General features: G+C 64.0%; 26 protein-coding genes, 2 tRNA genes and 1 pseudogene. 12 read left to right on the top strand and 17 right to left on the bottom strand.

What is annotated here, in order from left to right:
- Positions 1-154 precede the first annotated feature (154 nt).
- Positions 155-231: transfer RNA gene (locus AB5Y94_RS05385), tRNA-Met, on the bottom strand.
- Positions 232-323: 92 nt separating this feature from the next.
- Positions 324-400, bottom strand: a tRNA-Met gene (locus AB5Y94_RS05380).
- Positions 401-596: 196 nt separating this feature from the next.
- Here AB5Y94_RS05380 and glgX point away from each other — a divergent pair.
- Complete coding sequence (glgX, locus tag AB5Y94_RS05375; RefSeq protein WP_368205142.1) at positions 597-2,660, top strand: glycogen debranching protein GlgX; 2,064 nt, start codon at positions 597-599, stop codon at positions 2,658-2,660.
- An 83-nt stretch (positions 2,661-2,743) separates the two neighbouring features.
- Here the strand turns inward: glgX and AB5Y94_RS05370 are convergent, their stop codons facing one another.
- The 4 genes from AB5Y94_RS05370 to AB5Y94_RS05355 all read right to left on the bottom strand — a co-directional run bounded on the left by AB5Y94_RS05370 (position 2,744) and on the right by AB5Y94_RS05355 (position 6,367).
- Positions 2,744-3,463, bottom strand: a complete 720-nt coding sequence (locus tag AB5Y94_RS05370) for a hypothetical protein (protein ID WP_010634088.1) — start codon at positions 3,461-3,463, stop codon at positions 2,744-2,746.
- Between the two features lie 117 nt (positions 3,464-3,580).
- Complete coding sequence (locus tag AB5Y94_RS05365; protein WP_005300490.1) at positions 3,581-5,218, bottom strand: ATP-dependent endonuclease; 1,638 nt, start codon at positions 5,216-5,218, stop codon at positions 3,581-3,583.
- A gap of 77 nt (positions 5,219-5,295) precedes the next feature.
- Complete coding sequence (locus tag AB5Y94_RS05360) at positions 5,296-5,418, bottom strand: hypothetical protein (protein WP_254902163.1); 123 nt, start codon at positions 5,416-5,418, stop codon at positions 5,296-5,298.
- Between the two features lie 61 nt (positions 5,419-5,479).
- The gene (locus AB5Y94_RS05355; RefSeq protein WP_042049339.1) at positions 5,480-6,367 is read right to left on the bottom strand and encodes a helix-turn-helix domain-containing protein; all 888 of its coding nucleotides are present in this window, start codon (positions 6,365-6,367) and stop codon (positions 5,480-5,482) included.
- 166 nt (positions 6,368-6,533) lie between these two features.
- On the opposite strand from AB5Y94_RS05355, the gene AB5Y94_RS05350 reads away from it, so the two are divergent.
- Together AB5Y94_RS05350 and AB5Y94_RS05345 are read left to right on the top strand one after the other, a co-directional pair.
- Positions 6,534-7,451 carry a DMT family transporter gene (locus AB5Y94_RS05350; protein WP_124250975.1) on the top strand — a complete coding sequence of 306 codons (918 nt, stop codon included), beginning with the start codon at positions 6,534-6,536 and terminating at the stop codon, positions 7,449-7,451.
- A 52-nt stretch (positions 7,452-7,503) separates the two neighbouring features.
- A complete protein-coding gene (locus AB5Y94_RS05345; RefSeq protein ID WP_279974500.1) occupies positions 7,504-8,364 on the top strand; it encodes a LysR family transcriptional regulator in 861 nt (286 codons plus the stop codon).
- Between the two features lie 66 nt (positions 8,365-8,430).
- On the opposite strand, the gene AB5Y94_RS05340 is transcribed toward AB5Y94_RS05345, so the two are convergent.
- The 3 genes and pseudogenes from AB5Y94_RS05340 to AB5Y94_RS05330 all read right to left on the bottom strand — a co-directional run bounded on the left by AB5Y94_RS05340 (position 8,431) and on the right by AB5Y94_RS05330 (position 10,298).
- Positions 8,431-9,210: a TSUP family transporter gene (locus tag AB5Y94_RS05340; RefSeq protein ID WP_010634092.1), complete on the bottom strand. Its 780-nt coding sequence runs from the start codon at positions 9,208-9,210 to the stop codon at positions 8,431-8,433.
- 207 nt (positions 9,211-9,417) lie between these two features.
- A pseudogene (locus AB5Y94_RS05335) lies at positions 9,418-9,543 on the bottom strand (DTW domain-containing protein); the annotation flags it as partial.
- A gap of 5 nt (positions 9,544-9,548) precedes the next feature.
- On the bottom strand, positions 9,549-10,298 hold the full coding sequence (locus tag AB5Y94_RS05330) for a tRNA-uridine aminocarboxypropyltransferase (RefSeq protein WP_124250977.1): 750 nt from the start codon (positions 10,296-10,298) through the stop codon (positions 9,549-9,551).
- Between the two features lie 167 nt (positions 10,299-10,465).
- Between AB5Y94_RS05330 and AB5Y94_RS05325 the strand changes: the two genes are divergently transcribed.
- Positions 10,466-10,879 (top strand): VOC family protein, encoded by a 414-nt coding sequence (locus tag AB5Y94_RS05325; protein WP_124250978.1) that lies wholly within the window; start codon positions 10,466-10,468, stop codon positions 10,877-10,879.
- Between the two features lie 62 nt (positions 10,880-10,941).
- Here AB5Y94_RS05325 and AB5Y94_RS05320 read toward each other — a convergent pair whose 3' ends face one another.
- On the bottom strand, positions 10,942-11,931 hold the full coding sequence (locus AB5Y94_RS05320; protein WP_124250979.1) for a D-alanine--D-alanine ligase: 990 nt from the start codon (positions 11,929-11,931) through the stop codon (positions 10,942-10,944).
- Between the two features lie 200 nt (positions 11,932-12,131).
- A complete protein-coding gene (locus AB5Y94_RS05315) occupies positions 12,132-12,740 on the bottom strand; it encodes a 2OG-Fe(II) oxygenase (RefSeq protein ID WP_019838799.1) in 609 nt (202 codons plus the stop codon).
- Between the two features lie 265 nt (positions 12,741-13,005).
- Between AB5Y94_RS05315 and AB5Y94_RS05310 the strand changes: the two genes are divergently transcribed.
- The gene (locus tag AB5Y94_RS05310) at positions 13,006-13,482 is read left to right on the top strand and encodes a glutathione peroxidase (RefSeq protein ID WP_010634097.1); all 477 of its coding nucleotides are present in this window, start codon (positions 13,006-13,008) and stop codon (positions 13,480-13,482) included.
- A 160-nt stretch (positions 13,483-13,642) separates the two neighbouring features.
- Entirely contained in the window at positions 13,643-15,022 is a 1,380-nt protein-coding gene (locus AB5Y94_RS05305; protein WP_368205141.1) for a DEAD/DEAH box helicase, read from the top strand.
- A gap of 52 nt (positions 15,023-15,074) precedes the next feature.
- Here the strand turns inward: AB5Y94_RS05305 and AB5Y94_RS05300 are convergent, their stop codons facing one another.
- The 3 genes from AB5Y94_RS05300 to AB5Y94_RS05290 all read right to left on the bottom strand — a co-directional run bounded on the left by AB5Y94_RS05300 (position 15,075) and on the right by AB5Y94_RS05290 (position 16,978).
- Positions 15,075-15,539, bottom strand: coding sequence for a GNAT family N-acetyltransferase (locus AB5Y94_RS05300; protein ID WP_124250981.1), 465 nt, complete (start codon positions 15,537-15,539; stop codon positions 15,075-15,077).
- Between the two features lie 7 nt (positions 15,540-15,546).
- Positions 15,547-16,038, bottom strand: coding sequence for a GNAT family N-acetyltransferase (locus tag AB5Y94_RS05295; protein ID WP_368205140.1), 492 nt, complete (start codon positions 16,036-16,038; stop codon positions 15,547-15,549).
- A gap of 94 nt (positions 16,039-16,132) precedes the next feature.
- A complete protein-coding gene (locus tag AB5Y94_RS05290; RefSeq protein ID WP_139430787.1) occupies positions 16,133-16,978 on the bottom strand; it encodes a DUF5718 family protein in 846 nt (281 codons plus the stop codon).
- A gap of 356 nt (positions 16,979-17,334) precedes the next feature.
- Between AB5Y94_RS05290 and AB5Y94_RS05285 the strand changes: the two genes are divergently transcribed.
- From AB5Y94_RS05285 to AB5Y94_RS05265, 5 genes are all read left to right on the top strand, one after another.
- Positions 17,335-17,907 carry a class IV adenylate cyclase gene (locus AB5Y94_RS05285; protein WP_368205139.1) on the top strand — a complete coding sequence of 191 codons (573 nt, stop codon included), beginning with the start codon at positions 17,335-17,337 and terminating at the stop codon, positions 17,905-17,907.
- On the top strand, positions 17,904-18,296 hold the full coding sequence (locus tag AB5Y94_RS05280; protein ID WP_026139176.1) for an NUDIX domain-containing protein: 393 nt from the start codon (positions 17,904-17,906) through the stop codon (positions 18,294-18,296). Before AB5Y94_RS05285 ends, AB5Y94_RS05280 begins: the two co-directional genes overlap by 4 nt.
- A 168-nt stretch (positions 18,297-18,464) precedes the next feature.
- Entirely contained in the window at positions 18,465-18,971 is a 507-nt protein-coding gene (locus AB5Y94_RS05275) for a GNAT family N-acetyltransferase (protein WP_139397554.1), read from the top strand.
- A 238-nt stretch (positions 18,972-19,209) separates the two neighbouring features.
- Entirely contained in the window at positions 19,210-20,328 is a 1,119-nt protein-coding gene (locus AB5Y94_RS05270) for a glycerol dehydrogenase (protein ID WP_368205138.1), read from the top strand.
- A gap of 114 nt (positions 20,329-20,442) precedes the next feature.
- On the top strand, positions 20,443-20,775 hold the full coding sequence (locus AB5Y94_RS05265; RefSeq protein WP_005300439.1) for an antibiotic biosynthesis monooxygenase: 333 nt from the start codon (positions 20,443-20,445) through the stop codon (positions 20,773-20,775).
- Between the two features lie 175 nt (positions 20,776-20,950).
- On the opposite strand, the gene pdxY is transcribed toward AB5Y94_RS05265, so the two are convergent.
- The 3 genes from pdxY to AB5Y94_RS05250 all read right to left on the bottom strand — a co-directional run bounded on the left by pdxY (position 20,951) and on the right by AB5Y94_RS05250 (position 23,711).
- Complete coding sequence (gene pdxY / locus AB5Y94_RS05260; RefSeq protein ID WP_368205137.1) at positions 20,951-21,814, bottom strand: pyridoxal kinase PdxY; 864 nt, start codon at positions 21,812-21,814, stop codon at positions 20,951-20,953.
- Positions 21,815-22,313: 499 nt separating this feature from the next.
- Positions 22,314-23,069: a DUF429 domain-containing protein gene (locus AB5Y94_RS05255; protein WP_368205136.1), complete on the bottom strand. Its 756-nt coding sequence runs from the start codon at positions 23,067-23,069 to the stop codon at positions 22,314-22,316.
- 78 nt (positions 23,070-23,147) lie between these two features.
- A complete protein-coding gene (locus tag AB5Y94_RS05250; RefSeq protein WP_017765419.1) occupies positions 23,148-23,711 on the bottom strand; it encodes a hypothetical protein in 564 nt (187 codons plus the stop codon).
- Positions 23,712-24,026: 315 nt separating this feature from the next.
- Here AB5Y94_RS05250 and AB5Y94_RS05245 point away from each other — a divergent pair, with 315 nt between their 5' ends.
- Positions 24,027-24,377 carry a phasin family protein gene (locus AB5Y94_RS05245; protein ID WP_005300428.1) on the top strand — a complete coding sequence of 117 codons (351 nt, stop codon included), beginning with the start codon at positions 24,027-24,029 and terminating at the stop codon, positions 24,375-24,377.
- Positions 24,378-24,417: the final 40 nt, after the last annotated feature.

Raw genomic sequence — 24,417 nt, 5'->3', positions numbered from 1 at the left:
TTTGAACCGACGACCTTCGGGTTATGAGCCCGACGAGCTACCGAGCTGCTCCACCCCGCGTCCGAATTGTATTGCCACCACAAGAGACAGAGCAGTTGCCCCTTGCTGTCTTCGTCTCCACCGCAGAGCATTGCCTGCCATGGATACAAATAGTTGGTTGCGGGGGCCGGATTTGAACCGACGACCTTCGGGTTATGAGCCCGACGAGCTACCGAGCTGCTCCACCCCGCGTCCGTATTTTTTCGTTCAGGCTGAGCAGTAGCCTGTTCTAATTCTCTTGTTTATCAACACATTGTGAAACAAGGCTGATGCAAGAACTCAGATGGTTGCGGGGGCCAGATTTGAACTGACGACCTTCGGGTTATGAGCCCGACGAGCTACCGGGCTGCTCCACCCCGCGTCTGAGGTCGCCAATAATAGGCGCCGGCGCTCAGATTGCAAGTAAATATCCTAAAAAAACTTCATTCGTAGATTAAACCGGCATAAATCGCAGGAATTTGCAACAGAGCGCGGTTTTTTCAGGCAAGCAGCTTGTGGGCCAAGCTGGCGCACTACACTCAGATGGTTTGTAACTCCTCGTTTTGGGTAGGTTTATCATGCGCATCTCCGCCGGTCATTGCCGTCAATTGGGGGCTACACCCGAGCACAACGGCGTCAACTTCGCCATCTGGGCCCGTCTTGCCAGTCGGGTCGAACTGCTGCTGTTTGCCAGCGCCAACGATGCCACGCCGGAAGTGATCCCCCTCTCTCCCCGCCTCAACCGCACCGCCTACTACTGGCACATCCATATAGAGGGGATCGGGCTGGGGCAGCGCTATGCCTATCGCATCCAGGGCCCCTGGCGCCCCTACTACGGCACCCGCTTCGATGCCGACAAGGTGCTGCTGGACCCTTATGGTCGCAGCATCGAGCTGGGCGCCAACTACGATCGCTGGGCGGCGGCCCGCCCCGGCAGCAACCTGGCCTGCTGCGCCAAGAACCGGGTGGTGGATACCCGAAACTACGACTGGGAGGGGGACAAGCTGCCTGCCCACTCCCTCTCCCGCTCGGTGATCTACGAGCTGCACCTGGGAGGCTTTACCAAGTCACCGGACTCGGGGGTCGACCCCGCCCTGCGCGGCACCTACCTCGGCCTTATCGAGAAGATCCCCTACCTGCAATCTCTCGGCGTCACCGCAGTCGAGCTGCTGCCGGTGTTCCAGTTCGATCCCCAGGATGCACCCAGGGGGCTCTCCAACTACTGGGGCTACAGTCCCATGTCGTTCTTCGCCCCCCACGCCCAGTACGCCAGCGGCGAGGATCCCCTCACCGAGTTTCGCGACATGGTCAAGGCGCTGCACCGCGCCAACATCGAGGTGATCCTGGACGTGGTCTACAACCATACCGCCGAGGGGGGCGACGATGGCCCCACCTTCTCCTTTCGCGGCATCGACAACGAGGCCTACTACATCCTCGATGCCAATCAGAAGGACACCAACTACTCGGGCTGCGGCAACACCTTCAACGGCGCCCACCCGGTGGTGCTGCGCATGATCATGGACAGCCTCCACTTCTGGCGACAGGAGATGCATGTGGACGGCTTTCGTTTCGACCTGGCGGCCATCCTGTCGCGGGACGAATCGGGCCAGCCCCAGGCCAATGCGCCGACCCTGCGCACCATCGATACCGATCCCCGCATCGCCGACATCAAGCTCATCGCCGAGGCCTGGGATGCGGGGGGCCTCTATCAGGTGGGCAGCCTGGCCGGCGCCCGCTGGCGCGAGTGGAACGGCCAGTTCAGGGACGACGTGCGCCGCTTCCTGCGTGGGGATGACAACGCCGTGATGGCGTTCGTGGAGCGGCTGTGCGGCAGCCCGGACATCTACCACTATCACCATGCCGATCCGGAGAAGAGCATCAACTTCGTCACCTGCCACGACGGCTTCACCCTGTGGGACTGGACCAGCTACAACGGCAAGCACAACGAGGCCAACGGCGAGCAGAACCGGGATGGCTGCGATCACAACTTCAGCTGGAACCACGGCCAGGAGGGGCCGAGCGAGGATCCCCAGATCAACGCCCTGCGCACTCGTCAGGCCAAGAACATGATGGTGGCCACCCTGCTCTCGGTGGGCTCCCCCATGCTGCTGATGGGGGATGAGGTGCTGCGCACCCAGCACGGCAACAACAACGGCTACTGCCAGGACAACGACACCTGCTGGATGCACTGGCAGCCCGATGCCAGGGGGCAGGAGATGTTCCGCTTCATGAAGGAGCTGATCCAGTATCGCAAGCACCTGTTTCAGCGCCCGGAACAGGAGAGCATGCCGCTGTCGCTGACCGAGATCCTGCGCCACAGCGAGATCTGCTGGCACGGGGTCAACGCCGCCCAGCCGGACTTCGGCCCCCACTCCCACGCCATCGCCATGTCGGCCCTGTCGAGCGAAACCCGGCTGGCCCTCTACGTACTGTTCAACGCCTACTGGGAGCCGCTCACCTTCAACCTGCCGAGTCCCCCCAAGGGGGTCGGTGGCTACTGGCGCCGGATCCTGGATACCGCCCTGCCCTCGCCCGAGGACATCAGCACCTTCGGCATGCCGTTAGAGGGGCTGACCCGGGAGTATCTGGCCCAGCCGCGCAGCAGCTGCCTCTTCATCTGCGGCGCCGATGACTTCTACTAGAGGCCACAAACCAGGGGCCGCAAACAGCCAGCAAAAAGCCCACCCCGGTTGCCCGGGGTGGGCTTTTTCATGATGCCGGTCGGTCAGGCCAGCTGATGCAGCACGCTGGTCGCCGCGATCTGGGCGATGATGAGGCCGCACAGGGCGGTGGAGACCACCACCGGCGCCGTCTCCTGCTGGCGATAGAGCGGGCTGAACCAGAGCAGCAGGGCGGCGATCAGCAGGGCGGCCTGGGTCAGTACGCCGGGGATCAGGGCGTCGAGGCCGGCGCCGCTCCCCTGCCAGCCCACCAGCACCGCCAGCCAGAGCAGGCTCAGGATGGCGGCCACCAGCCCGGCCAGCGGCAACAGGGTGTTGAACGCCTGCAGACGGTGACGGGCCCGCAGCAGCATCAGATGGGCGAAGGCCGCCCCCAGCAGCACCATCTGCAGCAGGCCGCCAAGCCAGCCCTGGATCTGCAGCAAACCGATGCCATAGACCAGCAGCGGCACCGCCGGCAGCCAGAACAGAGTGGCCGGGATGGCGCGCTTGCCCTCCAGCCTGGACTGGGCCAGCGACAGCACCACTCCCAGGATCAGGGCTGCGCCGCCACTCCAGATCAGCCAGTCGGCCGCCTTGGCCTCCACCGCCAGCATCAGGGAGAGGCCGGTGATCACCCAGACCGAGAAGATCTGGGTGGTGATCCGCGAGCGCTGGCCCGGGCAGAGATCACCGCGCCAGAGCACCAGGCCCAGGGCGATGAGGGCCCCCAGCGCCATCAGGCCGGTCAGGGGAAAGAGCCAAAAAGGGAGTTGGACGAACATGACGCCTCCAGCAGCAAGAATTCAGAACGCGCCGATGGCGCCGGATGAAGGGGCCGAGTATACCCAAAGCCGCCGTCATCCCCAATCCCTGCCGCGCATCAGCCTGCGACGAAGGGCTCAGCTCTGGCCGCGGGCCAGCGCCACCACCCGGGCGAACATCTGGCGCAGCACCGGCGGGATGTGCTCGCCGCCGAGCCGCTCCGCCTCCTCCACCACCGCCAGCGCCATGCCAGGCTTGCTGCGATGATGAATCGCCTTGTTGATAATGCGCCCGGCGTTGAGGGTCGAGCGCCCCCCGACGCCAGCTTCACGCCGGAATACCGCCTCGAAGCCGTTGTGGTAGAGGTAGTGCTCTATGTCCGCCGCCGGCAACTGGGTCAGCCTGTCCCGCTCCCGCTCCCCCTTGAGCAGGGAGCGCGCCGAGGTGGCGTATTTGACCCCCGCCTCGTCGCCGTCGGTGAGCAGATGCCACTCGATGCCAAAGTCGCGCGCCACCTTGATAAGGGGTGACTGACCACACTGGGCGAACTCGATGATCCGCACCCCCTCCGCCCGCAGGCTGTAGCCGCAGATCTGGGCGAGCTCGGAGAGCAGCCAGATCTCGGTCTCCCCCTCCACCAGCAGCCAGCAGCGGGCAAACATCGACATGGGGCGGTTGATGCGCACGTGGAAGGCAATCTTGCGCAGATCGTCGCTGCTGTAGCGCTCGCCCCCCAATTGATGACAGAGGATGTCCTGCTGGCGGCGCACCAGCCGGCGGATCTGGTTGAGGGGCAGCGAGGAGAGCAAGTCCCCCGAATTGGTGGTGAGCAGCTTCTGCCCCGGCAGCTGTTCCAGCAGGCCCCAGGCCAGCGCCAGCATGGTGGGGTGCAGGCGGCTCTCCGGATCTTCCAGGATCATGATGGGGCGCGCCCCCTGCTCCAGCTCCCGGTTGCCCCGCGCCTGCAGCAGGGTGGCCGCCATGCCCGCCATCGCCAGTTGCAGCGCCCGGTTGTCGGCATTGCGCAGCAGCGCCTGCAGATTGCCGGGATTGCGCAGGGTCATGGGGCGGTTGACGATCTCCCGCTGGCTGCGCGGCTTGTTCTTGATGGGGGCCAGCGCGTTGAAGTAGTGATCCATCAGCTGGCGTACCGCCTGCAGCGCCTCCTTGAGCTCGGGCTCGCCGATGCGCTGGGGCTCATCGATCAGCTTGTCGGCCAGCTCGCTCAGCCGCAGCTCGGAGAGATCCCCCCACTGCAGGGTCTCCACCCCGCTTCGGGCGGTACGGGCATCTCGCAGCCGGAACACCGGGTTCATGGTGATGAGCAGACAGACCAGCTCGTGGGCATTGTCGATGGCCAGGCTCTTGCCGATGCCATCGAGAAAGTCGTGGGTGGTGGTGACGGAGCCATCGCTCTGCAGCTCGGCGCTGGCGCGGTAGTGAATGCGGTGAAACTTGTCCTTGTGCTTGATCCAGGCGGCGCCGAGGCGGGCCAGCCGCTGGGAGTGCAGGCACATCTGGGGCCTGTGCTCGCTGAAGGTGAGCACCAGTTGCAGGTGGCGGGCCGGCTCGAGCTCGGGATCTTCGGGCTGATGGAAGTCATCGCTGCTGAACTGGTAAGGCTCGGCATCCTGGCCCAGCAGACACCAGAGGGCGCGCAACAGGCTGGACTTGCCCCAGGCGTTCTCGCCGATGAGCACTGTGGTGTGGTCCAGCCCGAGCGAGAGGCGATTTATTCCGCGAAAACCTTTGACTTCAATGCGTTCCAGAAACATGCGGCCATATCCAGTCCATCCTGATGGCGCAATAGTGGCAAAGTTGTCGGGAAAATCCTATCGGGTCGTGGCGATTTTCAGCGGGAACTGTGAGGAACGAGCGGTTCGGGCGGGGTCGGCATGCCAAGGCGGCCCTGGGGGGCGTTCCAGTGGCTGAACCAGAGGTGGCGGGTGCGAGTCTGACGTTTGCGATGATTCAAGGGCATCTCCTGTGCGGGTTGAAGGAACGAGGCTCCCCCTCGTTGCCAACCAATCTGCCGCTTATCTGTGACAGGAGGATGACAGCTGGCTGCGCCACTGACCCGGGGTCAGACCAAACGCTTCACGAAAGCGGTTGCCAAGGTGGGCCTGGGACGAGAAACCGCACTGGATGGCGATGCTGGCCAGGGAGTCGGCACCCGCCAGCAGCTGCTTGGCCCGCTTGAGCCGCAGCCCCAGCAGGTAGCGATGGGGCGGACAGCCCAGGCTCTGGCCGAACATGCGGGCGAAGTGGTATTCGCTCAGACCCGCCTCCTGTGCCAACTCGGCCAGGGTGACAGGCTCCGCCAGATGGGCCAGCAGGTACTCCTGCACCCGCCGGATCACCGCCGGTGCCAACCCGCCGCGCACCTCGGGCAGCGGCGGCGCCTCCCGGGTGTGGTGGCGATAGGCGTGCAGCATCAGCATCCAGGCGCCGTGAGAGAGCGCCATCCTGTCCACCTGGTGCTGCCAGTCCAGCTGCATCAGCTGGCCCTGCACCAGGCTGGCGGCCAGCGGATCGTCGATGAAGGTCTTGTCCTCCAGCAGCAGGTGGCGCCCCTCCTTGTCGCACACCTCTTCGGCGATGCGGGTCAGGTGGGCCGGGGTGAAGTAGAGGTGGAAGAAGCGAAACTCCTCGCGCACCAGCCACTCGGATCTGTGGTGATCCGGCATGATGCACACCTTGCCAGTGCCGCCGTGGCCACCCGGACCGTCCAGCCGCTCGGTCTGCTCGCCCCCCTGCAAGTAGACGCTCAGGGTATGGTGGCCCGGTTTGTGATAGCGGGTCTGATCGTAACAGTTGCGCCAGCTGGCGACGCCAAGGCCAGGTTCCAGCCAGCAGGCGTTCTCCAGTCGCGCGCCCGTGCTGACCAGTGCATCGAATACTCCCGCCAGCTTAGTCTGCAGCACCCGCTCTGTTCCTCTTGTTGCTTGCCTATGGCCCCTGTGCGCCATCTTAACGCGGCGCGGCGGCAAAGGCTTCGGCTGCCCGTAAAAAACCGCAAGATGGTGTAAGCCCGCCACCACCGCCCGCTGCATGCTGATCCCATGTCGTTCTCATCTCACCGGATACCCCATGAACCTGATGCTCTATCTTGCCACCGTCCTTATCTGGGGCAGCACCTGGATCGCCATCGCCTGGCAGCTCGGCCCCATCCCCATCGAGGTTTCGGTGCTCTATCGTTTCGCCCTGGCGGCGCTGGCGCTGTTTACCCTGCTCACGGCGAGCGGCCGTTTCCCGCGCCTGCCCTGGGCGGGCCAGCGTTACGCCGCCCTGCTCGGCGCCCTGCTCTTTTCCACCAACTTTCTCTGCTTCTACCACGCCACCCTCTATATCCCGAGCGGCATGTCGGCGGTGATCTTCGCCAGCGCCAGCATCTTCAACGGCCTCAACCTCTGGCTGTTCGAGGGGAAAAGACCCGGCCTGCGCTGGTTGCAAGGATCCTTGCTGGGGCTTCTCGGCACCCTGTTGCTGTTCTGGCCCGTGCTGGCGGATGCACAACTGGGTGCAAACGGCTGGAAGGGGCTGCTGTTTGCCTGCGGTGGCACCCTCTGCTTCTCGCTCGGCAACCTGGTCTCGGCCCGCGGCCAACGCCAGGGCTATCACGTGCTGCAGATGGTGCCCTGGGGCATGGTCTACGGCGTGGGGCTGCTGCTGGGCTGGGTCACCCTGCTCGGTCAGTCGCTGACGCTGCCCACCGATCCGCGCTACCTGGCGGCCATGGTCTATCTGGCCATCTTCGGCTCCGTCATCGCCTTCACCGCCTACCTCACCCTGGTGGGGCGCATCGGCCCCAGCAAGGCGGCCTACGCCACCGTGCTGTTTCCTCTGGTGGCGCTGACCCTGTCCACCTTCTACGAGGGGTTCGTCTGGCAGCCGGTGTCGGTGGTCGGCGTGGTGGTGAGCCTCATCGGCAACCTGGTGATCTTCGCCCCGCCCGTCAAGGCGTGGCGCTGGCCGCTGGCACGGGCTACAAACGGTACTTGCCCCTGATACCACCAGCCTCTAAGGTAACCGCTTTCAACAGACGAGGACGGGAGAGAGCATGTTACTGGAAGGGCTGGAGACACTCTGCCTGCTGGCGAGCGAGGGCACCATGGCCAAGGTGGCCAGCCGCCTCTATATCAGCCAGTCGGCGGTCAGCAAGCGCATCGCCCAGCTGGAACAGCGCCTTGGCAAGAAGCTCATCGAGCCGGATGGACGCCACACCCGCCTCACCCCCCAGGCCAGGGAGCTGCTCACCCGGGTGGCCCCGAGCCTGGCCGAGATGAAGGGGGTGCTGACGGACAGCCAGATCCTCACCGACCAGACCCCCCTGCCCGTCGCCTGCTCGGAGACCCTGCTGGCGGGCTATCTCGCCCGCTTCATGCACGACTACCTCGAGCGTGATCCCCATATCGCCCTCTCCACCCACCACACGCCGGTGATCCTGGCCCGGGTGCGCGGCGGCGACGCCCTGCTCGGCATCTGTGCCGGGCGCCTGCCTCCCGGCCACGGCCTGTGCACCGAGCGGCTGCTGGAGGAGCCCTTCTATCTGGTGGGGGATGCCGCGCCTGCGCACGAACACGACATCGATCGGCTGCTGCCCATCCTCACCATGGACCTGGACAACCCCTCCAACCGCTATCTGCGCGAGCCGCTGGAGGCCCTTGGCCTGACCCCGGCCATGGAGCTCGACTCCTACCTGGCGTTGATCGAGCTGGCCAAGGCGGGGATTGGCCCCGTGCTGCTGCCGGCCGGCCTGCTGGCCCTGGTGGGCGAGCAAGGGGCGCAGGCCCGTCCCCTGCCGGGGCTGGGGCGCCCGCTCCACCTGGTCTACCGGCCAAACAGCCTCAAGCGTGAGCGCATCGCCCGCCTGGTGCAGGCCCTACAGGCCCATTTCCGGCAGCTGACTGCTCAGAGCTGAAAAACAAGAGGGCCCGATCCAGCGGATCGGGCCCTCTCTATATCCCTTAATCCCTTGTGCAAGGCGTCAGCCCAGCCAGGCAAAGAGCTCGGGATACTGGCTCCACACCAGCTTGACGGACATCAAGAGGGAGACGGTCACCAGCAGCGGCTTGATGAGCTTCACCCCCTTCTTGAGCACCAGCTTGGAGCCCATGCGGGCCCCGATGAACTGCCCCAGCGCCATGCACAGGCCGACGCTCCACACCACCTTGCCACCCAGGGTAAAGAACAGCAGGGAGGCGATGTTGGAGGTGAAGTTGAGCAGCTTGGTGTGAGCAGTGGCCCGCGCCATGCCAAAGCCCGCCAGAGCCACGAAGCCGATGGCAAAGAACGAGCCTGTGCCCGGCCCGAAGAAGCCGTCATAGAAACCCACGCCACCGCCCACCAGCAGGGCAAATGCCATGGGGGTGAGGCGGCGCTGGCTCTCCGCATCGCTCACCCGGGGGGAGAAGTAGAAGTAGCAGGCAAACGCCATCAGCAGGAAGGGCAGCAGCCGCTCCAGGATGGCGGCATCTATGGTCTGTACCGCCAGGGTGCCGATGGCCGCGCCGATGAAGGTGCAGATGACCGCCGGCCAGATGATGGCCCACTCCAGCAGCCCCTTGCGGGCATAGAACCAGGTGGCGGAGAAGGAGCCGAAACTGCTCTGCAGCTTGTTGGTGCCAAGCACCAGGGCCGGCGGCATGCCGGTGGCGAGCAGGGCGGGCACCGTCAGCAGCCCCCCGCCGCCGGCAATGGCATCGATGAAGCCGGCCACCAGAGCCACGCCAAACAGGGCAAGCAGGGTAAAGAGTTCCAGTTCCATCCATCGCCTCGCGAAATTGACCGGGGCCCGCAAGGGCCCGCACAGCGCAGGCTCGCCATGAGCCTGATAAACACCGCAGGTCGCTATCCTAATGGGGCTTGGCTCATGACGCCAACGAAACGGTGGCAGGCAATTGATTCCTGTTTTTCATCAATCAAGTGCACCATGGCGTGGCTGGCACGCGTGCGGTCCCCTCGCCCGCCTTGATCAGACCGCGTCGGGCGCGCAGCAGGTCACTCCATCGGCCTTGAGGTCGGCCAGCGCCTGCTGCAGATGGGCTTCATCCTCGCCGGGGGCCCGGCTGACCCGGCCCGCCATGTAGCGGCTGCTGAAGCGGATTAATCCAGAATGGCAGCCTGCCCCTTGATGGCTTCCAATCCGCCCAGAAGCGGCATCTCGCCCTCATCAGGAGCCCGGCTGATCCGGCCCGCCATGTAGCGGCTGCTGAAGAGATTGAACCACAGCTGCAGCGCCTGTCCCGCCGCCAGCTCGCCGGCCACCTCCAGCACGCAGGCCGCCACCTCGGCGGTGCACAGGTGCTCGTCGCAGTGGGCCACTCGCATGCCATAGGTGGAGAGCGCATCCGGCTTGATGGAGAGCACCGGAAAACCGTCCAGATAGGGGCTCTTGTTGAACATCTTGCGCGCCTCGGGCCAGGTGCCGTCCAGCAGGATGAAGAGCGGCTTCTTGCCGGGAACCGGGGTCACCACCGAGGTGAGCCGGGCCGGCTCCTTCTCGCAGGCGGGAAACACCACATAGGGTTGCCAGGCGGGATCCGCCAGCAGGGCCAGCAGCTCGGGATGGGGCTGGGTGCGCGACCAGAGAAACGCCCAGGTGGTCTGCGGCAGCACATCGGCGATGAGGCGCCCGGTATTGGAGGGCTTCATCGGTTCGCTGTCGTACATCAGCAGGCAGAAGCCAGCCTCGGCCTTGAGCTCGGGGCGCCACTCGCAGGCACACCAGTCGTGGCGCAGCTGGCAGGCTTCGCAGCGCGGCACGCTGCCGCCACGGGCGAGAAAGGGTCGGGTCGAGACGCTCTTGCGCCAGATGCGCAGGCGATTGACGGCGTGATCGGGGATTGGCTTCATGGAACGCGGCTCTGACGGTGCCTGTGGCAGGACAAAAAGGGGGCAGATTGTAACGGTGCGCCCTCTGCGCAGCAAGGCCCCCCATCTGGGGCAAGCCGGGATGCCGCGCCTCTTTAATACTTGGTCGTCAATCCATGCACCCACGCATGGGACACAGGAGGACGACGATGGCAGAACAAGACATTGCCCGCGAGCACGCCCTGGCCGAAGGCACTACCTTCACCTGGCACGAGCTCTATCTCCCCGATGCCGAGGCCGGGATCCGTTTCTACACCGAGGTGCTCGGCTGGGAGAGCCAGACCATGGCGATGGAAGGCGGCGACTACCCCATGCTGGTTGCCAATGGCAGGCCGATCGCCGGCGTGCAATCTACCCGGGGCAATCCCGAGATGGCCGGCGTACCACCCCACTGGGCAACCTATATCGCGGTGGATGACGTAGATGCCAGGGTGCTCAGGGTCAACCAGCACGGCGGCACCGTGGTGGTGCCCGCCATGAACATCCCGGGGGTCGGGCGCATGGCCCTGATTGCGGATCCGCAAGGGGCGCACATCTGGCTGTTCACCCCTGACCCCATGTGACATCGCCAACCGCAACAACGACAGAGGGGCCCGCGGGCCCCTCTGTCACGTTCGGCAAGCCGTCAGACCGCCTTGCGCAGGATCTGCTCCAGATAGTGCGCGAAGCTGTGGCCGTGATGCTCCAGCAGTTTCGGGAACATGGAAATGGAGGTCATGCCCGGGAAGGTGTTGATTTCGTTCAGCAGGATCTCCCCCTCTTCGGTCAGGAAGAAGTCGATGCGCGACAGGTGAGTCAGTTTGAGCTGACGGAACGCCTTGAGGGCGTACTCGTGAATGGCATCGGCCTGGGCCTGGGTCAGCCCCTCGGCGCGCAGGGCGGTCTCGGTGTGGCTGGCGCTGCTGTACTTCTCTTCATAGGTGTAGAACTTGTCCTGCGGCACGCAGATTTCGCCCGGGTAGGTAGCCACCAGCTCGTCACCGTACTGGTAGACCGCCACTTCCAGCTCGCGCGGCTTGACCGCTTTTTCGATCAGTACCTGCTCGGAGTAACCGAAGGCATCGGCAATGCCCTTCACCAGATCCGCTTCGTTGCTGGCGGAGTAGCAGCCGACGGAAGAGCCCTGGGAGGCTGCCTTGATGAAGACCTTGCCCCACTTGGCCAGCGCCGCTTTCGCCTCGCTCAACGCCGCGCCGTTCTGCTCGGTCAGGAACAGATAAGGGGTGTTGGGGATGCCGAGGGCGGTGAGCCACAGCTTGGTGGTGATCTTGTTGAAGCACACCTTGCTCGCCTCGGCGTCGCAGCCGAGGTAAGGCAGGCCGGCCAGCTCGAGGAAGGATTGCAGATCGCCGGTCTCACCCGGGTAGCCGTGGATGCAGGGCACCACGTAATCAACCGGACGGGCCACGCTGTCGAAAGAGAGCAGCTTGTCCAGCCCCAGCTTGCACTCGCGGCCGTCGGCGCTGAGCCAGCGGTCGGCAAACATCTCGACCCGAGTCACTTCCACGCCGGGCAGGAGAGAGAGCTGTTTTTCGAGGAAATTGGCACTGCGCAGCGAGACTTCGTGTTCGGAGCCACCGCCGCCACACAGCAGCAAGACATGGATGTTCTTCATTAGATGTGATCCCTTGGGAAAAGCGGCTTCGCCATCACCATTTAAAACCCAACCGCATTAAAACCGGACGAAGCCAGATACGAAGATAAGTGCGGGCCAGTGTAGCAAGGGAGATCGAGCCTTGTCAGCCGATGGGCGCCCCATCCGCCGACAAGAGCCATAAATATTCTCGCCTGTGTCAGAAATTGGATGAAAAGAGCTCAGCGCGGCGGATCGAGCCGGCCATTGCCGCTGCCGTTGACCCGAAACCAGCCGGCGATGCTGTAGCGCTCCTGGTTGGCGGGCAGTACCTCGTGGGGGAACTCTTCGGATAGAAACAGCACCAGTCGCCCGCCCCGGGGGGAGACGTCCATCAGAAACTGCTCGTCGTCACCGTACATGCGCAGCACCCCGCCCGCCTCTGGCTGCCAGTCGTTGTTCAAGTAAAACACCGAGGTGAGGCGGCGGTTGGAGCGCCCGGCGAAAGCGTCGCGATGGGTGGCATAGAAGTCACCGCTGCGATAACGGGCAAAGTGGGCCTCGTAGTCGAACAACCCGAGCATCAGCATCCGGTTGGCGGCCAGGCGCAGCGCCTCCATGCGGGCCAGGTAGTCGGCCACCGGCGCGCCGAGGGAGGCGTCGAGCCAGTGGATCTGATCCCGGCGAATGTCGCGGTTGTCCTGATGCAGGGTATCGCGGCCGATCCCCGCCGGTCGCCACTCGTCCGGCAGACAGGCTCTGAGGGCATCCACCTCGGCGGCGGTTAAAAAATCATCCACTATCACCCATCCCCGGGTGTATATGGCGTCCATGACGGCTTGATAGTCCAAGATTGACTCGCAACAAGTGGAAAGAGGGCGCTTTTTAGCGACTTCCCGGCCAAGACACAAACCGGTTTGCTTCTCTTGAGAAGTCCCACCATCAATACGCCATCCGGGCCGCCAAGACCCCTATTATCTCGACCCGATCGCCACTCTGTGATCCGGCGCACTCAATCTGCTCCCACCAAGGGAGCACTCCGGCTTGCTCCCCGCCGCCGCCCCCGTTAACGTGGTGCAATGTGCCCTGAATGGGCCCCACTCAAAGGAGTCTTTCATGTCTTTGCCCGAACTCACCCTGCAACGCCTCGACGGCAGCGAACTGCCGCTCGCCTCCCTCGCGGGCCAGGTCATTCTGGTGGTCAACGTGGCCAGCCGCTGCGGCTTTACCCCTCAATACACGGGACTGGAGGCACTCTATCGGGAGCTGGGACCCGAGGGGCTGGTCATCCTGGGTTTCCCCTGCGATCAGTTCGGCCACCAGGAGCCGGGCGATGCCGAGGAGATCGCCCGTTTCTGCTCCCTCGACTATCCGGTCAGCTTCCCCATCATGGCCAAGTGCGAGGTCAACGGCGAACAGGCCCACCCCTTCTATCAGTGGCTCAAGAAGGAGAAGCCGGGTCTGCTGGGGCTGGAGAACGTCAAGTGGAACTTCACCAAGTTCCTGATCGACCGGGACGGCCAGGTGGTGGATCGCTTTGCCCCCACCACCAAACCGGAAAACCTGGTCGCCCCCATCCGCGATCTGCTCTGATTGCCTGAACCTGCCTAATTGAGCGGCCGGTGCGACAGCTACTGCGCAGCGGCCGCGCTTTTGCTATATTACGCCCCCGTTATCACTTTCATCCCGTGGCCGGCCCCGTGCGCCGGTCACCCGCTGAGCCCAAGGCTCACCAGAGGAGTCTCTCTCGAACATGTCATTCAACGAACTGGGTCTGTCCCCGCACATCCTGCGGGCCGTCAAGGAGCTGGGTTACGAACAGCCAACCCCCATCCAGCAGCAAGCCATCCCCGCCATTCTGGCCGGGCAGGACGTGCTCGGCGGCGCCCAGACAGGCACAGGCAAGACGGCCGGCTTCACCCTGCCCATGCTGCAGCGGCTGCTGGCCAACCATGGCCGTGGCCGTCGTCAGGTGCGCGCCCTGGTGCTCACCCCGACCCGCGAGCTGGCCGCCCAGGTGGGCGAGAGCATCATCAAATATGCCCACCACCTGCCGTTTCGCACCCTGGTCGCCTACGGCGGTGTCAGCATCAAGCCCAATCTGGACGCCATCAAGCTCGGCATCGACATCCTGGTGGCCACCCCGGGCCGCTTGCTGGACCTGCTGACCCAGGGCGCCCTGACCCTGACCGAGCTGGAAGTGCTGGTGCTGGATGAGGCGGATCGCATGCTCGACATGGGCTTCATCCACGACATCCGCCGCATCATGAAGGCCCTGCCCGCCGAACGGCAGACCCTGCTCTTCTCCGCCACCTTCTCGGACGACATCAAGGCGCTGGCGGACGATCTGCTGAGCGACCCGACCCTGATCGAGGTCGACCCCAGCAACACCGCCGCCGAACAGGTGACCCAGCGCATCATCCAGGTCGACCGGGAACGGCGTCGCGAGCTGCTCTCCCACATGATCGGTCGCGGCAACTGGCAGCGGGTGCTGGTGTTCGTACGCACCAAGCAGATTGCCGACAGGCTCGCCCAGCAGATGCAAAAGGATGGCCTGGATACCGTCGCCATTCACGGCGACAAGAGCCAGGGTGCCCGCAACCGGGCGCTGGCGGATTTTCGCGAGGGCAAGGTGCGAGTGCTGGTGGCGACCGACATCGCCGCCCGAGGTCTGGACATCGATCAGCTGCCCCACGTGATCAACTTCGAGCTGCCCCAGATGGCGGAGGATTACATCCACCGCATCGGCCGCACCGGCCGCGCCGGTCGTGGCGGCGAGGCCATCTCGCTGGTGAGCCAGGACGAGCTGGGTCAGCTCAAGGCCATCGAGGCGCTGATCGGCCAATCCCTCTCCGTCGAGATCCTGGACGGCTATGAACCCAGCGGCAAACCGAGCCGGCAGACCCTGCCCGGCAGCAAGCCGGTACAAAACCCGCCGCGCGCCCGTGGCGCCGCCAATGCCAAGGGTGGCAAGGGCAAGCCCGCCGCCGGCAAAGGCAAGGGGGATGGTGCCAAAAAACCCGCCCCGGCGCGCAAGCGGGAAGTGGTGGGCGAGGATATCGGCTTTGCCCCCATGCGCCGCCTGCCCAAGGCCCAGCGCGGCGACTATCAGGACAACTCCAATGAGGAGTAACAGGCCGTCCTGATCCCGTCATAAACAAAAAACCGCCCGAGGGCGGTTTTTTTCATGATGGCGTCACTGGCCTGTCAGTGCCCTCTGTCGCAATGGACATGTGCAACAGCGGATAGGGCTTGCCCTGCCCGTCCAGCGCCGAGCGGCCCACCACCGCGAAGCCCAGGTGGCGATAAAAACCGAGTGCCGGTTCATTTTGCTCATTGACGTCCACCCGGGTCGCCCCCAGCCGGGCGATGGCATCGGCCACCAGCAGGCGGCCAACCCCGCCCCCGCGCAGGGCGGGGTCGATGAAGAGCATCTCGATATTGCCCTCGTGTACCCCGCAAAAGCCGGCGATCCCCTGCTCGCTGCGGGCGCAGGTGAGGGTCACTGCGTCAAAGTAATGTTCCAGAATGAGCTCGCGCAGGGTGGCTATCTCCTTCTCCGGCAAAAAGTGGTGAGTGGCGCGCACCGACGCCTCCCACAGCGCGATCAGGACCTGATAATCCCCGCGCACGGCCTGCTCCAGTCTCATATCGTGCTCACTCAATCGCTTGATTGTTCGGGGCCTGTCCGGTCGTTGTCATGGCGTCGACCTGCTTGAGGACAAACCCTTTCTCGATGCCGGCCTTGAAGCCCAGCTTTTCATAGAGGCGGTGGGCTTCATCGCGCCCCTCCCCAGACAGCAGCATCACCTTGTAGCAATCCTGCTGCCAGGCAAGCTCAAGCGCATGGGTCAGCAACTGCCGGCTGATGCCCCGGCGCCGAAACGCAGAGGCCGTCACCACGTGCTCTATGATGCCAAACGGCCGGCCACCATTGGTCAGGGTCACGACCACGCCAAGCTGGCAGGTGGCCGCCAGCTGGCCATCCACCTCCGCCACCAGCAGGTGAAGATGCGGCTGGGTCAGCAGGGCCGTCAGCGCCGTGCGGGCAGCGTCCGGCGCAAGCGTGGGGTCATGGGGGCGCAACTCCCGATAGAGTGCCAGCAGGCCGGTCATATCCTGCAGGGTACAGCACCTTATGAGCGTCATCCTTCCTTCTCCTTGAACCATGGCGACACGTCGCCACCCTGGACGAGGGTCGCAAACCTCGGGGGCACCATACCTGCAAATCGGCAAACGCCCCTCAGCGGGTCTTGACCGCCTGCAGCAGCACCGACAGATCCGGCCCAAACTGACGGGTGCGAATGGCCTCACGGATATCACTTTCGCTATAACGGCTGGCCGGATAGAGCAGCACGCAGGCGGTGTCGCCGGGCTTCAGGAAGTGGGTCTCGCCAAACGGGGTATAGCGGGTGGCCCCGATGCTGATGAGGGCATGAGCCGGGCGCCCGGCCTGGGCCAGCAGCCCCTGGATGTGCTCGGCCGGCCCCTCGTCCTGCTGATGGTTGAACTTGTCGATGGCCCATGTCAGCAGCTGGCCGTGGAAGTAGCTGTAATCCACCGCCGCGCTGTCGACCCCGTAGGGGTGCAGCTCACCATCCCGCTCCAGATAGCAGGCGATGCGGTAGTCATCGAGCTCGCAGCCGGCGGCGAAGTGGGACAGGGGCAACAACGCGGGGGCCAGCCCCTTGCTCTCTTCACCCCAGTTTTTCTTCTCGCTGATCTTTTTGGCGTTGGGACGGCGGATGGAGCAGTCGTTGTAGGCACCAAAAGCGCGCGGATGGATGGCCACCACCTGCTCCCCCGCGTACTCCAGCTCGCACCAGAGCGCCACTTCCGGCTCTATCTGCACTTTCTCATCGCCGTTCACCGCCGCCTCCGGCAAAAAGATGGCGTCGCCGCTCAAGGGGAAGACGCCGAGCTGGCCGGGGTGGCCCGGCACGTAGAAGGGGAACAGCGCCTTGGGGGCGCTGGTGTCACGCACCACCACCGCCACGAAATCCGAGGCCTCGCCGGCCTGCTCCAGATGACCGGCGAAGTTGCCCGCCACCCCGAGTCCGATAAACTTGCTCTCTGCTGTCACTTGCATCTTCTCACCTGCATCTTGCCAAAGCGAAGGCAGCGGCCCGGCACGGGGCGGCTGCCGCAAACGTGGCGAGGATTAAAACACAAGGGTCTGCCCTCGCCCAGCCTGCACGCCCCATCCTGTGCGCCAACGCGAACTTTTGCCGGCCGCTCGGCGAGCTTGTGAGCAACCGCCATGCCCGAACTCACTCGACCATGTGCGGTGCCTGCCCTTGATCACGGTGGCATGCTGCGCATTGATCAACCCTGCGCCCCGGAAACAGATCGTTTCCACATCCTGCCGCCTTGCCCCTTGGGCCGGCCCGCCAACTTTGCTAGGCTGCCCGCCATGCCAATCCGCACACTCAAGGATGCCTGTCGATGTCAGCACAGCACTTTCAGGGCCGCTTCGAGGTCGAGTTCAAATACAGGCTCGGCGATGTCGCGGCCTTCACCACAGCCCTCGCCGCCCTCAATCCCGAGGTGATGCTGGAGCGCAACCAGGAGCAGGACACCTACTTCGACACCCCGGACCGCAGCCTGAGCGCGGCGGGCAAGAGCCTGCTGATCCGCGCCATGCACCCCTCCGGCATCCGGCTCTGGATCGTGAAGGGGCCCGAACCCGATCGCTGCGAGGCGGTCAACATCACCGACGCCGACAAGGCCATCAGCATGCTGCACACCCTGGGTTACCAGCCGATACTGACCCTTCGCAAAGTACGCAGCATCTATTTCGTCGGCCCGTTCCACGTCACCCTGGATCACCTGGCAGGGCTTGGCGATTTTGCCGAGCTGGCCATCATGACCGATGACGAGGCCCTGCTGCCGGACTATCGCCAGCAACTGCTGGCCCTGGCCACCCAGCTCGGGTTGGACCCCGAACGGCTGGAAACCCGCTCCTACCGCACCCTGTGCGAACAAGCCACCACCCCATCACCAGAGAGACGTTCATGATCGACAAACTCGCCTGGCTGACCTTCAAGGATCAGCAACTGCTCTGTGCCCGCTCCCACGGCAAGCACATCTACTACATTCCCGGCGGCAAGCGCGAAGCGGGAGAGAGCGACGAGGCGGCGCTGATGCGCGAAATCGAGGAGGAGCTGGCCGTGGCCCTCAAGCCCGACACCCTGGCGTTTGCCTGCGAGTTCAGCGCCCAGGCCGACGGCAAGCCAGAGGGGGTCAACGTCAGGCTGCGCTGCTACACCGGCGAGGCTGACGGCACGCCCGTCGCCTCGGCGGAGATCGCCGAGCTACGCTGGCTCGACAGCCGCCATCTGGCCGAGATCTCCCCGGTATCCCGGCTGCTGTTTGCCTGGCTGGTCGAACAGAAACTTATGCGCTAGGGGAAACTGCCCGGGTGGCGTGATCGGGCGCACCCGGCGAGTGGCAACGACTTGAAATTGGCGGCGGAAACGGCGAGTCTAGCCAGTCATCCTGCCGCCGGTCCCGTTGGCGGCAGGCGCCGTGGCAGACCGGGCCGACGGCGTGAACTTCGTTGACAAGGACTCCTGATGGACATAGTTGAGGTTGATACCACCCAGGGCATCAAGCCTGCCCTCATCACTTTACTGCAAGACAGCGTGGCCAGTGGCGCCTCGGTGGGCTTCCTGCCGCCGCTGACCGAAGAGCAGGGGCTCGTCTATTGGCAGGGCATAGAGACGGAGCTGGCCGCGGGCAGCCGCCGGCTCTGGGTCGCTTTTGAGCAACACCAGCTGGTCGGTGCCCTCCAGCTCTCGCTGTGCACCAAGGCCAATGGCCGTCACCGCGCCGAGGTGGAAAAACTGATGGTGCACAGTCTCCACCGTGGCCAGGGGGTCGGCCGTGCCCTGATGGCCAGCATGGAGCAAGGGGCCAGAGAGGCCGGTCGTAGCCTGCTGGTGCTCGACACCCGGGTGGGCGATGCCGCCTCCCGCCTCTATCGCCAGCTGGGCTACCAGGAGGCGGGCCAGATCCCCGCCTTTGCCCGCAGTGCCGACGGCACCCTGGCGGCCACCCTCTTCTTTTACAAGCAGCTTTGAGGCGCGCACCACACCTCCACTGAACTGCCGCGCCCTCTCTATGGAGGGCGTGCAGTTTTTCCCTGCATTTTGCCCTTCAAAAACAATCAAATCGGTCAGATGGATTAATTCTGATCCGACTACAGCCCCATTTGAGCGCCACTTTTCCTTCACCTCACGGTAGACGAGGCGTATGGTGTGGCAGAAAGACCCGTTTGCATACCAATCGGGTGCCACTTACTGCCTTGAGGAATACTGCATGCCTATCCTGCCTCGTACCGTCACCTCCCCCAAAAAGTTCATCATCGGCCACGATCTTCTGCCCCAACTCCATGATCACGTGAAGGATTTCGGCGACAACGCCCTGCTTGTCAGCGACGAATTCATTCTGGAGCGAGTGCGGGAAGAGGCGCTGGCCGGCCTGCTGCAGGCAGATCTGAAGGGAGCGGTCGAGAAGTTCAACTACGAGTGTACCGACATCGAGATCCGCCGCCTGTGCGATCTTGCCGAACAACAGGGGGCCAACGTCATCGTCGGCATCGGTGGCGGCAAGACCCTGGACGTCGCCAAGGCGGTGGCCTTCTACCTGCGCCGCCCGGTGGTGCTGTTTCCCACCATCGCCTCCACCGATGCCCCCTGCACCGCCCTCGCGGTGATCTACAACCCGGCGGGGGAGTTCGAGCGCTATCTGTTCCTGCCACAAAACCCGGACGTGGTGATCGCTGACACCGCCATCATAGCGGCGGCCCCCGCCCGCTTCTTCGCCGCCGGCGTGGGCGATGCGCTGGCCACCTATTTCGAGGCCCGCGCCTGTTACCGGGCCGACGGCATCAATCTGGTGGGCAAGCGCCCCTCCCGCACCGGCCTCGGGCTGGCCCGGCTCTGCTATGAACTGCTGGGGGAGAACATCGAGCTGGCGATGGACGCGATGCGCCATCACGTCACCACCCCGGCGCTGGAGCAGACCATCGAGGCCACCATCTATCTGAGTGGCGTAGGTGCCGAGGCGGGCGGCCTGGCGGCGGCCCATGCGGTCAACAACGGCATGTCGGTGGTGCCAGATCTGCACCGGGCCCAGCATGGTGAGAAAGTGGTGTTCGGCCTGCTCACCCAGCTGGTGCTCGAACGCGCGCCCCAGGCCGAGCTCGACGAGGTGATGCGCATCATCCAGCTGGCCGGCCTGCCCATGAGCCTGCAGGAGATGGGACTGAGCCAGTTCGTGGAGAGCGAGTGGCGCCAGGTGGCCAAGCTTGCCTGCGATCCTCTCGACACCATGGGCAACATGCCGATGAGCGTCAGCGAGCAGGATGTCTACCACGCCATGATCGCGGCCAATGCCATGGCCGAGCGCTACCGGGCCCGTCACCCACGCACCTGATCTGCACACAAGCAAAGCCGTGATCAAACCGACAAGACCGGCCCTGTGGCCGGTCTTGTCATTCCCCGTCCGACCTGCTGCAATGGCCCTTTCCCCTTGGGACAAGGAGTCACCATGATATTGGAAGTCGCCCATCTGCAGGTCATCCCCGGTCAGGCTGCCGCCTTCGAGCTGGCATTTTCCCAGGCCCAACGGATCATCAGCACCATGCCGGGCTATGGCGGACACCAGCTCCAGCGCTCGCTGACCGATCCTCACCGCTATCTGCTGCTGGTCAACTGGCAGCGCCTGGAAGATCACACCCAGGGCTTTCGTGGCTCACCCCAATACCAGCAGTGGAAGGCCCTGCTCCATCACTTCTACGATCCCTTCCCCACGGTCGAGCACTACCGGCAAGTCACGCTGGATAATGAAGCGCTGCGGGAACAGGATAACGGCCTGACCTGAACCGGATGCCCAGTGTCAGGACCAAGAGGATGGCTGAGGCGGCATTGCCTCGTTCGGTGTGCAACCAGATAAGCGGCGCAGGGGTGTACTGTTAACTAAGAGATGAGGAAGGATGATCAGGGGGCCAAGCAGAACGTGGATCATCCGCGCTCAGACTTGGCCAATGGTGGGAAGATCAGGCCAGCCGCTCGGCCCGCGCCCTGATCTCGGGGGCGGCAAAGGCCTCCTGAGCCGCGATCAGCTGCAACTCGTAGGCATCGGCCTGCCAGGTGTGCAGCAGCACCGTATCCACCGCCGCATTGGTGCGCTCGAACGCGCTGACCGCATCGTAACCCGCCTGCAGATTGGCCAGCATCAGCGCGCTGATAAGATCCCCCACGCCTACCGGCTGGCGGGCAAACTCGTAGAGCGGACGGTCGATCAGATAATCCCCCTCGGGGGTGGCCAGCAGCATCTCGAAGCGGCCCGGCTCGCGGGCGGCTCGCCCAAGGTGCTTGACCAGCACCATCTTCACCCCGCGTGCCAGCAGCTGATGGGCCGCGGCCCGCGTCTGCGCCAGATCGGTCAGATGAACGTCGCACAGTGTCTCCAGCTCCAGCAGATTGGGGGCCATGACATCGGCCACCGGCAGCGCCTTCTCGGTCAAAAAGCGGGTCACCCCAGGGGCGACTATGCACCCTTTCTCCGGGTGGCCCATCACGGGATCGCAAAAATAGATGGCGGCAGGATTGGCGGCCTTGACCGCGGCCACCACCGTCAGGATCTCGTCTCCCTGCTCCGCCGAGCCGAGATATCCGCTCAGCACAGCATCACAATGTCCCAGCACCCCGATGTCCGAGAGCCCCATGCACAGGGCGCTGATATGCCCTGCAGGCATGGCCATCCCCTGCCAACCGGCCGCATATTGGGTATGGTTGGAGAACTGCACCGTGTTGATGGGCCATACCTCCATGCCGAGACGGCGCATGGGGAATACGGCAGCGCTGTTGCCGGCACAGCCGAACACCACGTGGGACTGGATAGAGAGAATGCGTTTCATCGACATCACCGCAGAGAAGAGTCAGGGGAAAGGCGCAATATATCGGATGAAGATATTGAACTTCCACCCTTGATCAGCACAAACCCTTATTTGATCTGCTAAAGCCTCGAGAAGACACGCGTTGTCACCCTCATCCCTCCCCCCTCTTTACTGCCATGCCACAGTCCGAGACAGCGGATGCCACCGGTGTGGTCTGAAATGATGATTAAACATTCTTGTTTGATGGCATATAAGCTTAATAAATCCGCTCTTTTTGTTGAACCGTGCGATGGCATGCGAACGGACAGATGGCCGGGTGCAGCCCTGGCCTCAGCAAGGCAGCAAGGCAGCAAGGCAGCAAGGCAGCAAGGCAGCAAGGCAGCAAGGCAGCAAGGCAGCAAGGCAGCAAGGCAGCAAGGCAGCAAGGCAGCGTAGTGAAAGGAAGAAACTACGTCAGCGCAAGTGAGGAGTTCACGGCCGACCAAAGGCAGGACCGGGCTGGTCGGCCCGATCCGGTTTATCAGGGGCGAGCGAAGTGGTAGACCCAACCCTCGTCCAAAGCCATCTCGGCGGGCGGCGCCACCAGTGCCGGCAACAGGGAGACGCTCCCCTTGGCGGCGTATTGCAACGCCATCAGAGCGCAGATGGCGGCATCGTAGCGATCGGTCCCCGCCGTCACATCGGCCGGCAGATGCGCCAGCAACTCGGCACGCACCGCCGATGCCTTGCCCCCCATCTTGGCAAGCGCGGGATAGACCTCCAGCACAGCGCGATCGGCCTCAGCCTGCTGCTTGGGCACCAGTCGCAAGTCGGCCAACCTCGGCAGCATGGCGAGCGCCAGGGTCGCATTGTTGCCGAGCCTGTCGAAGATGGCCGAGAGCGGCTTCTTGCCGTATTGCTCATGGAGCCAGCGTTCACAGTCCCGGTAGGCATAAGGGTTGTCTATTTCGCGCTGGGGCACGGCGCACTCGGTCGCCCTCCCCGCCAGCAGCTCGCCCAAGGCACGAGGAAACGCCAGCGGCGCGTCGATCCCCAGCGCCAGCTGCGGGCAGGCCAGCACCTGCAGCAGGTGGATCTCATCGTGCAGTGCCGGGCGCAGCAAGGCATCCAGATCCGGCGCAACCCGTGAGCTCAGCCGAAACAAGGGCGATACGCCAAACCAGTGCAGCCGCTGTTCACGCGCCTGCCACCCCACCACGGCCACGGCCTGGGCACTGCCCTGCCAGCCTCTTACGTCCCAGCCGATGCCGATGGCATCCATGTGTTCCATTGTCATGCCAGTGTCACCTCTGCACGCTATCAATGCTGCACAGGGTAATGGCTGGCGCCCCTAAAGCAAGGCTGGCGGCGCGGCTTAGAAGGATTTCTTGAAATTGATCAGCGGCAAGATGGGGAAAACCCCGTTCTCGGCGTAGTTGGCGAGACCGATCTGCAGACCGTCCAGGTGTTTGGTGGCGTTGATGAAGCCCAGCTGGAAAGTGGTGCGCTCGGCATAGTTGACGAAGCCGACGTTGGCCAGGGCATTGCCCTTGGCGATGTTGACGGCCCCCCAGTTGAGACCCTGTACATTGTTGGTCAGGTTGACGAAGCCAAGGTTGACCCCCTTGTCCTGACCCTCGTGCCAGTTGAGTGCGTTGATCGCCACCCCGCCAAACTGGTGGCGTACCCGGCCGGCACCGAAAAAGACGCCAAGCTGCAGACCGGTGAATTGATCCACGTCGGAGAGGGCGAAAACGGGCAGATCGATCCCCTTCACCTGACCGGTGCGACCATAGAGAACAGATGCTCTCGCCCCCTCGACCTGATGAGACGCGGGCAGATTGACGCCGGGCAGGGAGAGCTGGACTGGGGTACTGGCGTGGGCAACGCCGCCAAGGGCAACAGACCCCAGGGCAAGCAGCAGGCGGGCAGGTTTCATCGGTGCATTCCTCGAGGCTCAGGGAGTGCATCAGCCTACCAGCCCTGTGGCCCGCTAACGAGGCCGAAGCGAGCTGGCTGCGTCACCCCTCGTCTGAATCCGGCCAATCAGACTGGACAGACCAGAGTCAACATTTCGCCAAAAATTAACATTTATATTATTTACATCAAGCCTCATTTGATAACACAATGCTTAAACGTACGTTTGAACAGAGCAAGCGATACGCAACGACTTGAGGATGTAGTCGCACAGTTGTAACCCAACCCGGGCCATAGGCCCTTTTGCAATACCTTCTGCCAACCACGGAGACGCGCGATGAATATGGACGTAATCAAGACCTTTACCGAGCAGATGCAAGGCTTTGCTGCCCCCCTCACCCGTTACAACCAGCTGCTGGCCAGCAACATCGAACAGCTGACCCGGCTGCAGCTGGCCTCCGCCAACGCCTATGCCGAGCTGGGACTGAACCAGCTGCAGGCTGCCGGCAAGGTGCAGGATGCCCAGAGCCTGGCAGCACTCGGCACCGTCCAGCTGGAGACCGCCAGCCAGCTCTCCCGCCAGATGCTGGACGACATCCAGAAGCTCAACGCCCTCGGCCAGCAGTTCAAGGACGATCTGGACGCCCTGACTGCCGACGGCATCAAAAAGAGCACGGGCAAGGCCTGATATCCCCCTGGCTGCCCGCTGCGGGCAGCCACATCTCCCC

The sequence above is a fragment of the Aeromonas sp. s5 genome, from assembly GCF_040907865.1.
Lineage (GTDB): Bacteria > Pseudomonadota > Gammaproteobacteria > Enterobacterales > Aeromonadaceae > Aeromonas > Aeromonas dhakensis.
This window is presented reverse-complemented; position numbering and strand designations above follow the sequence as displayed.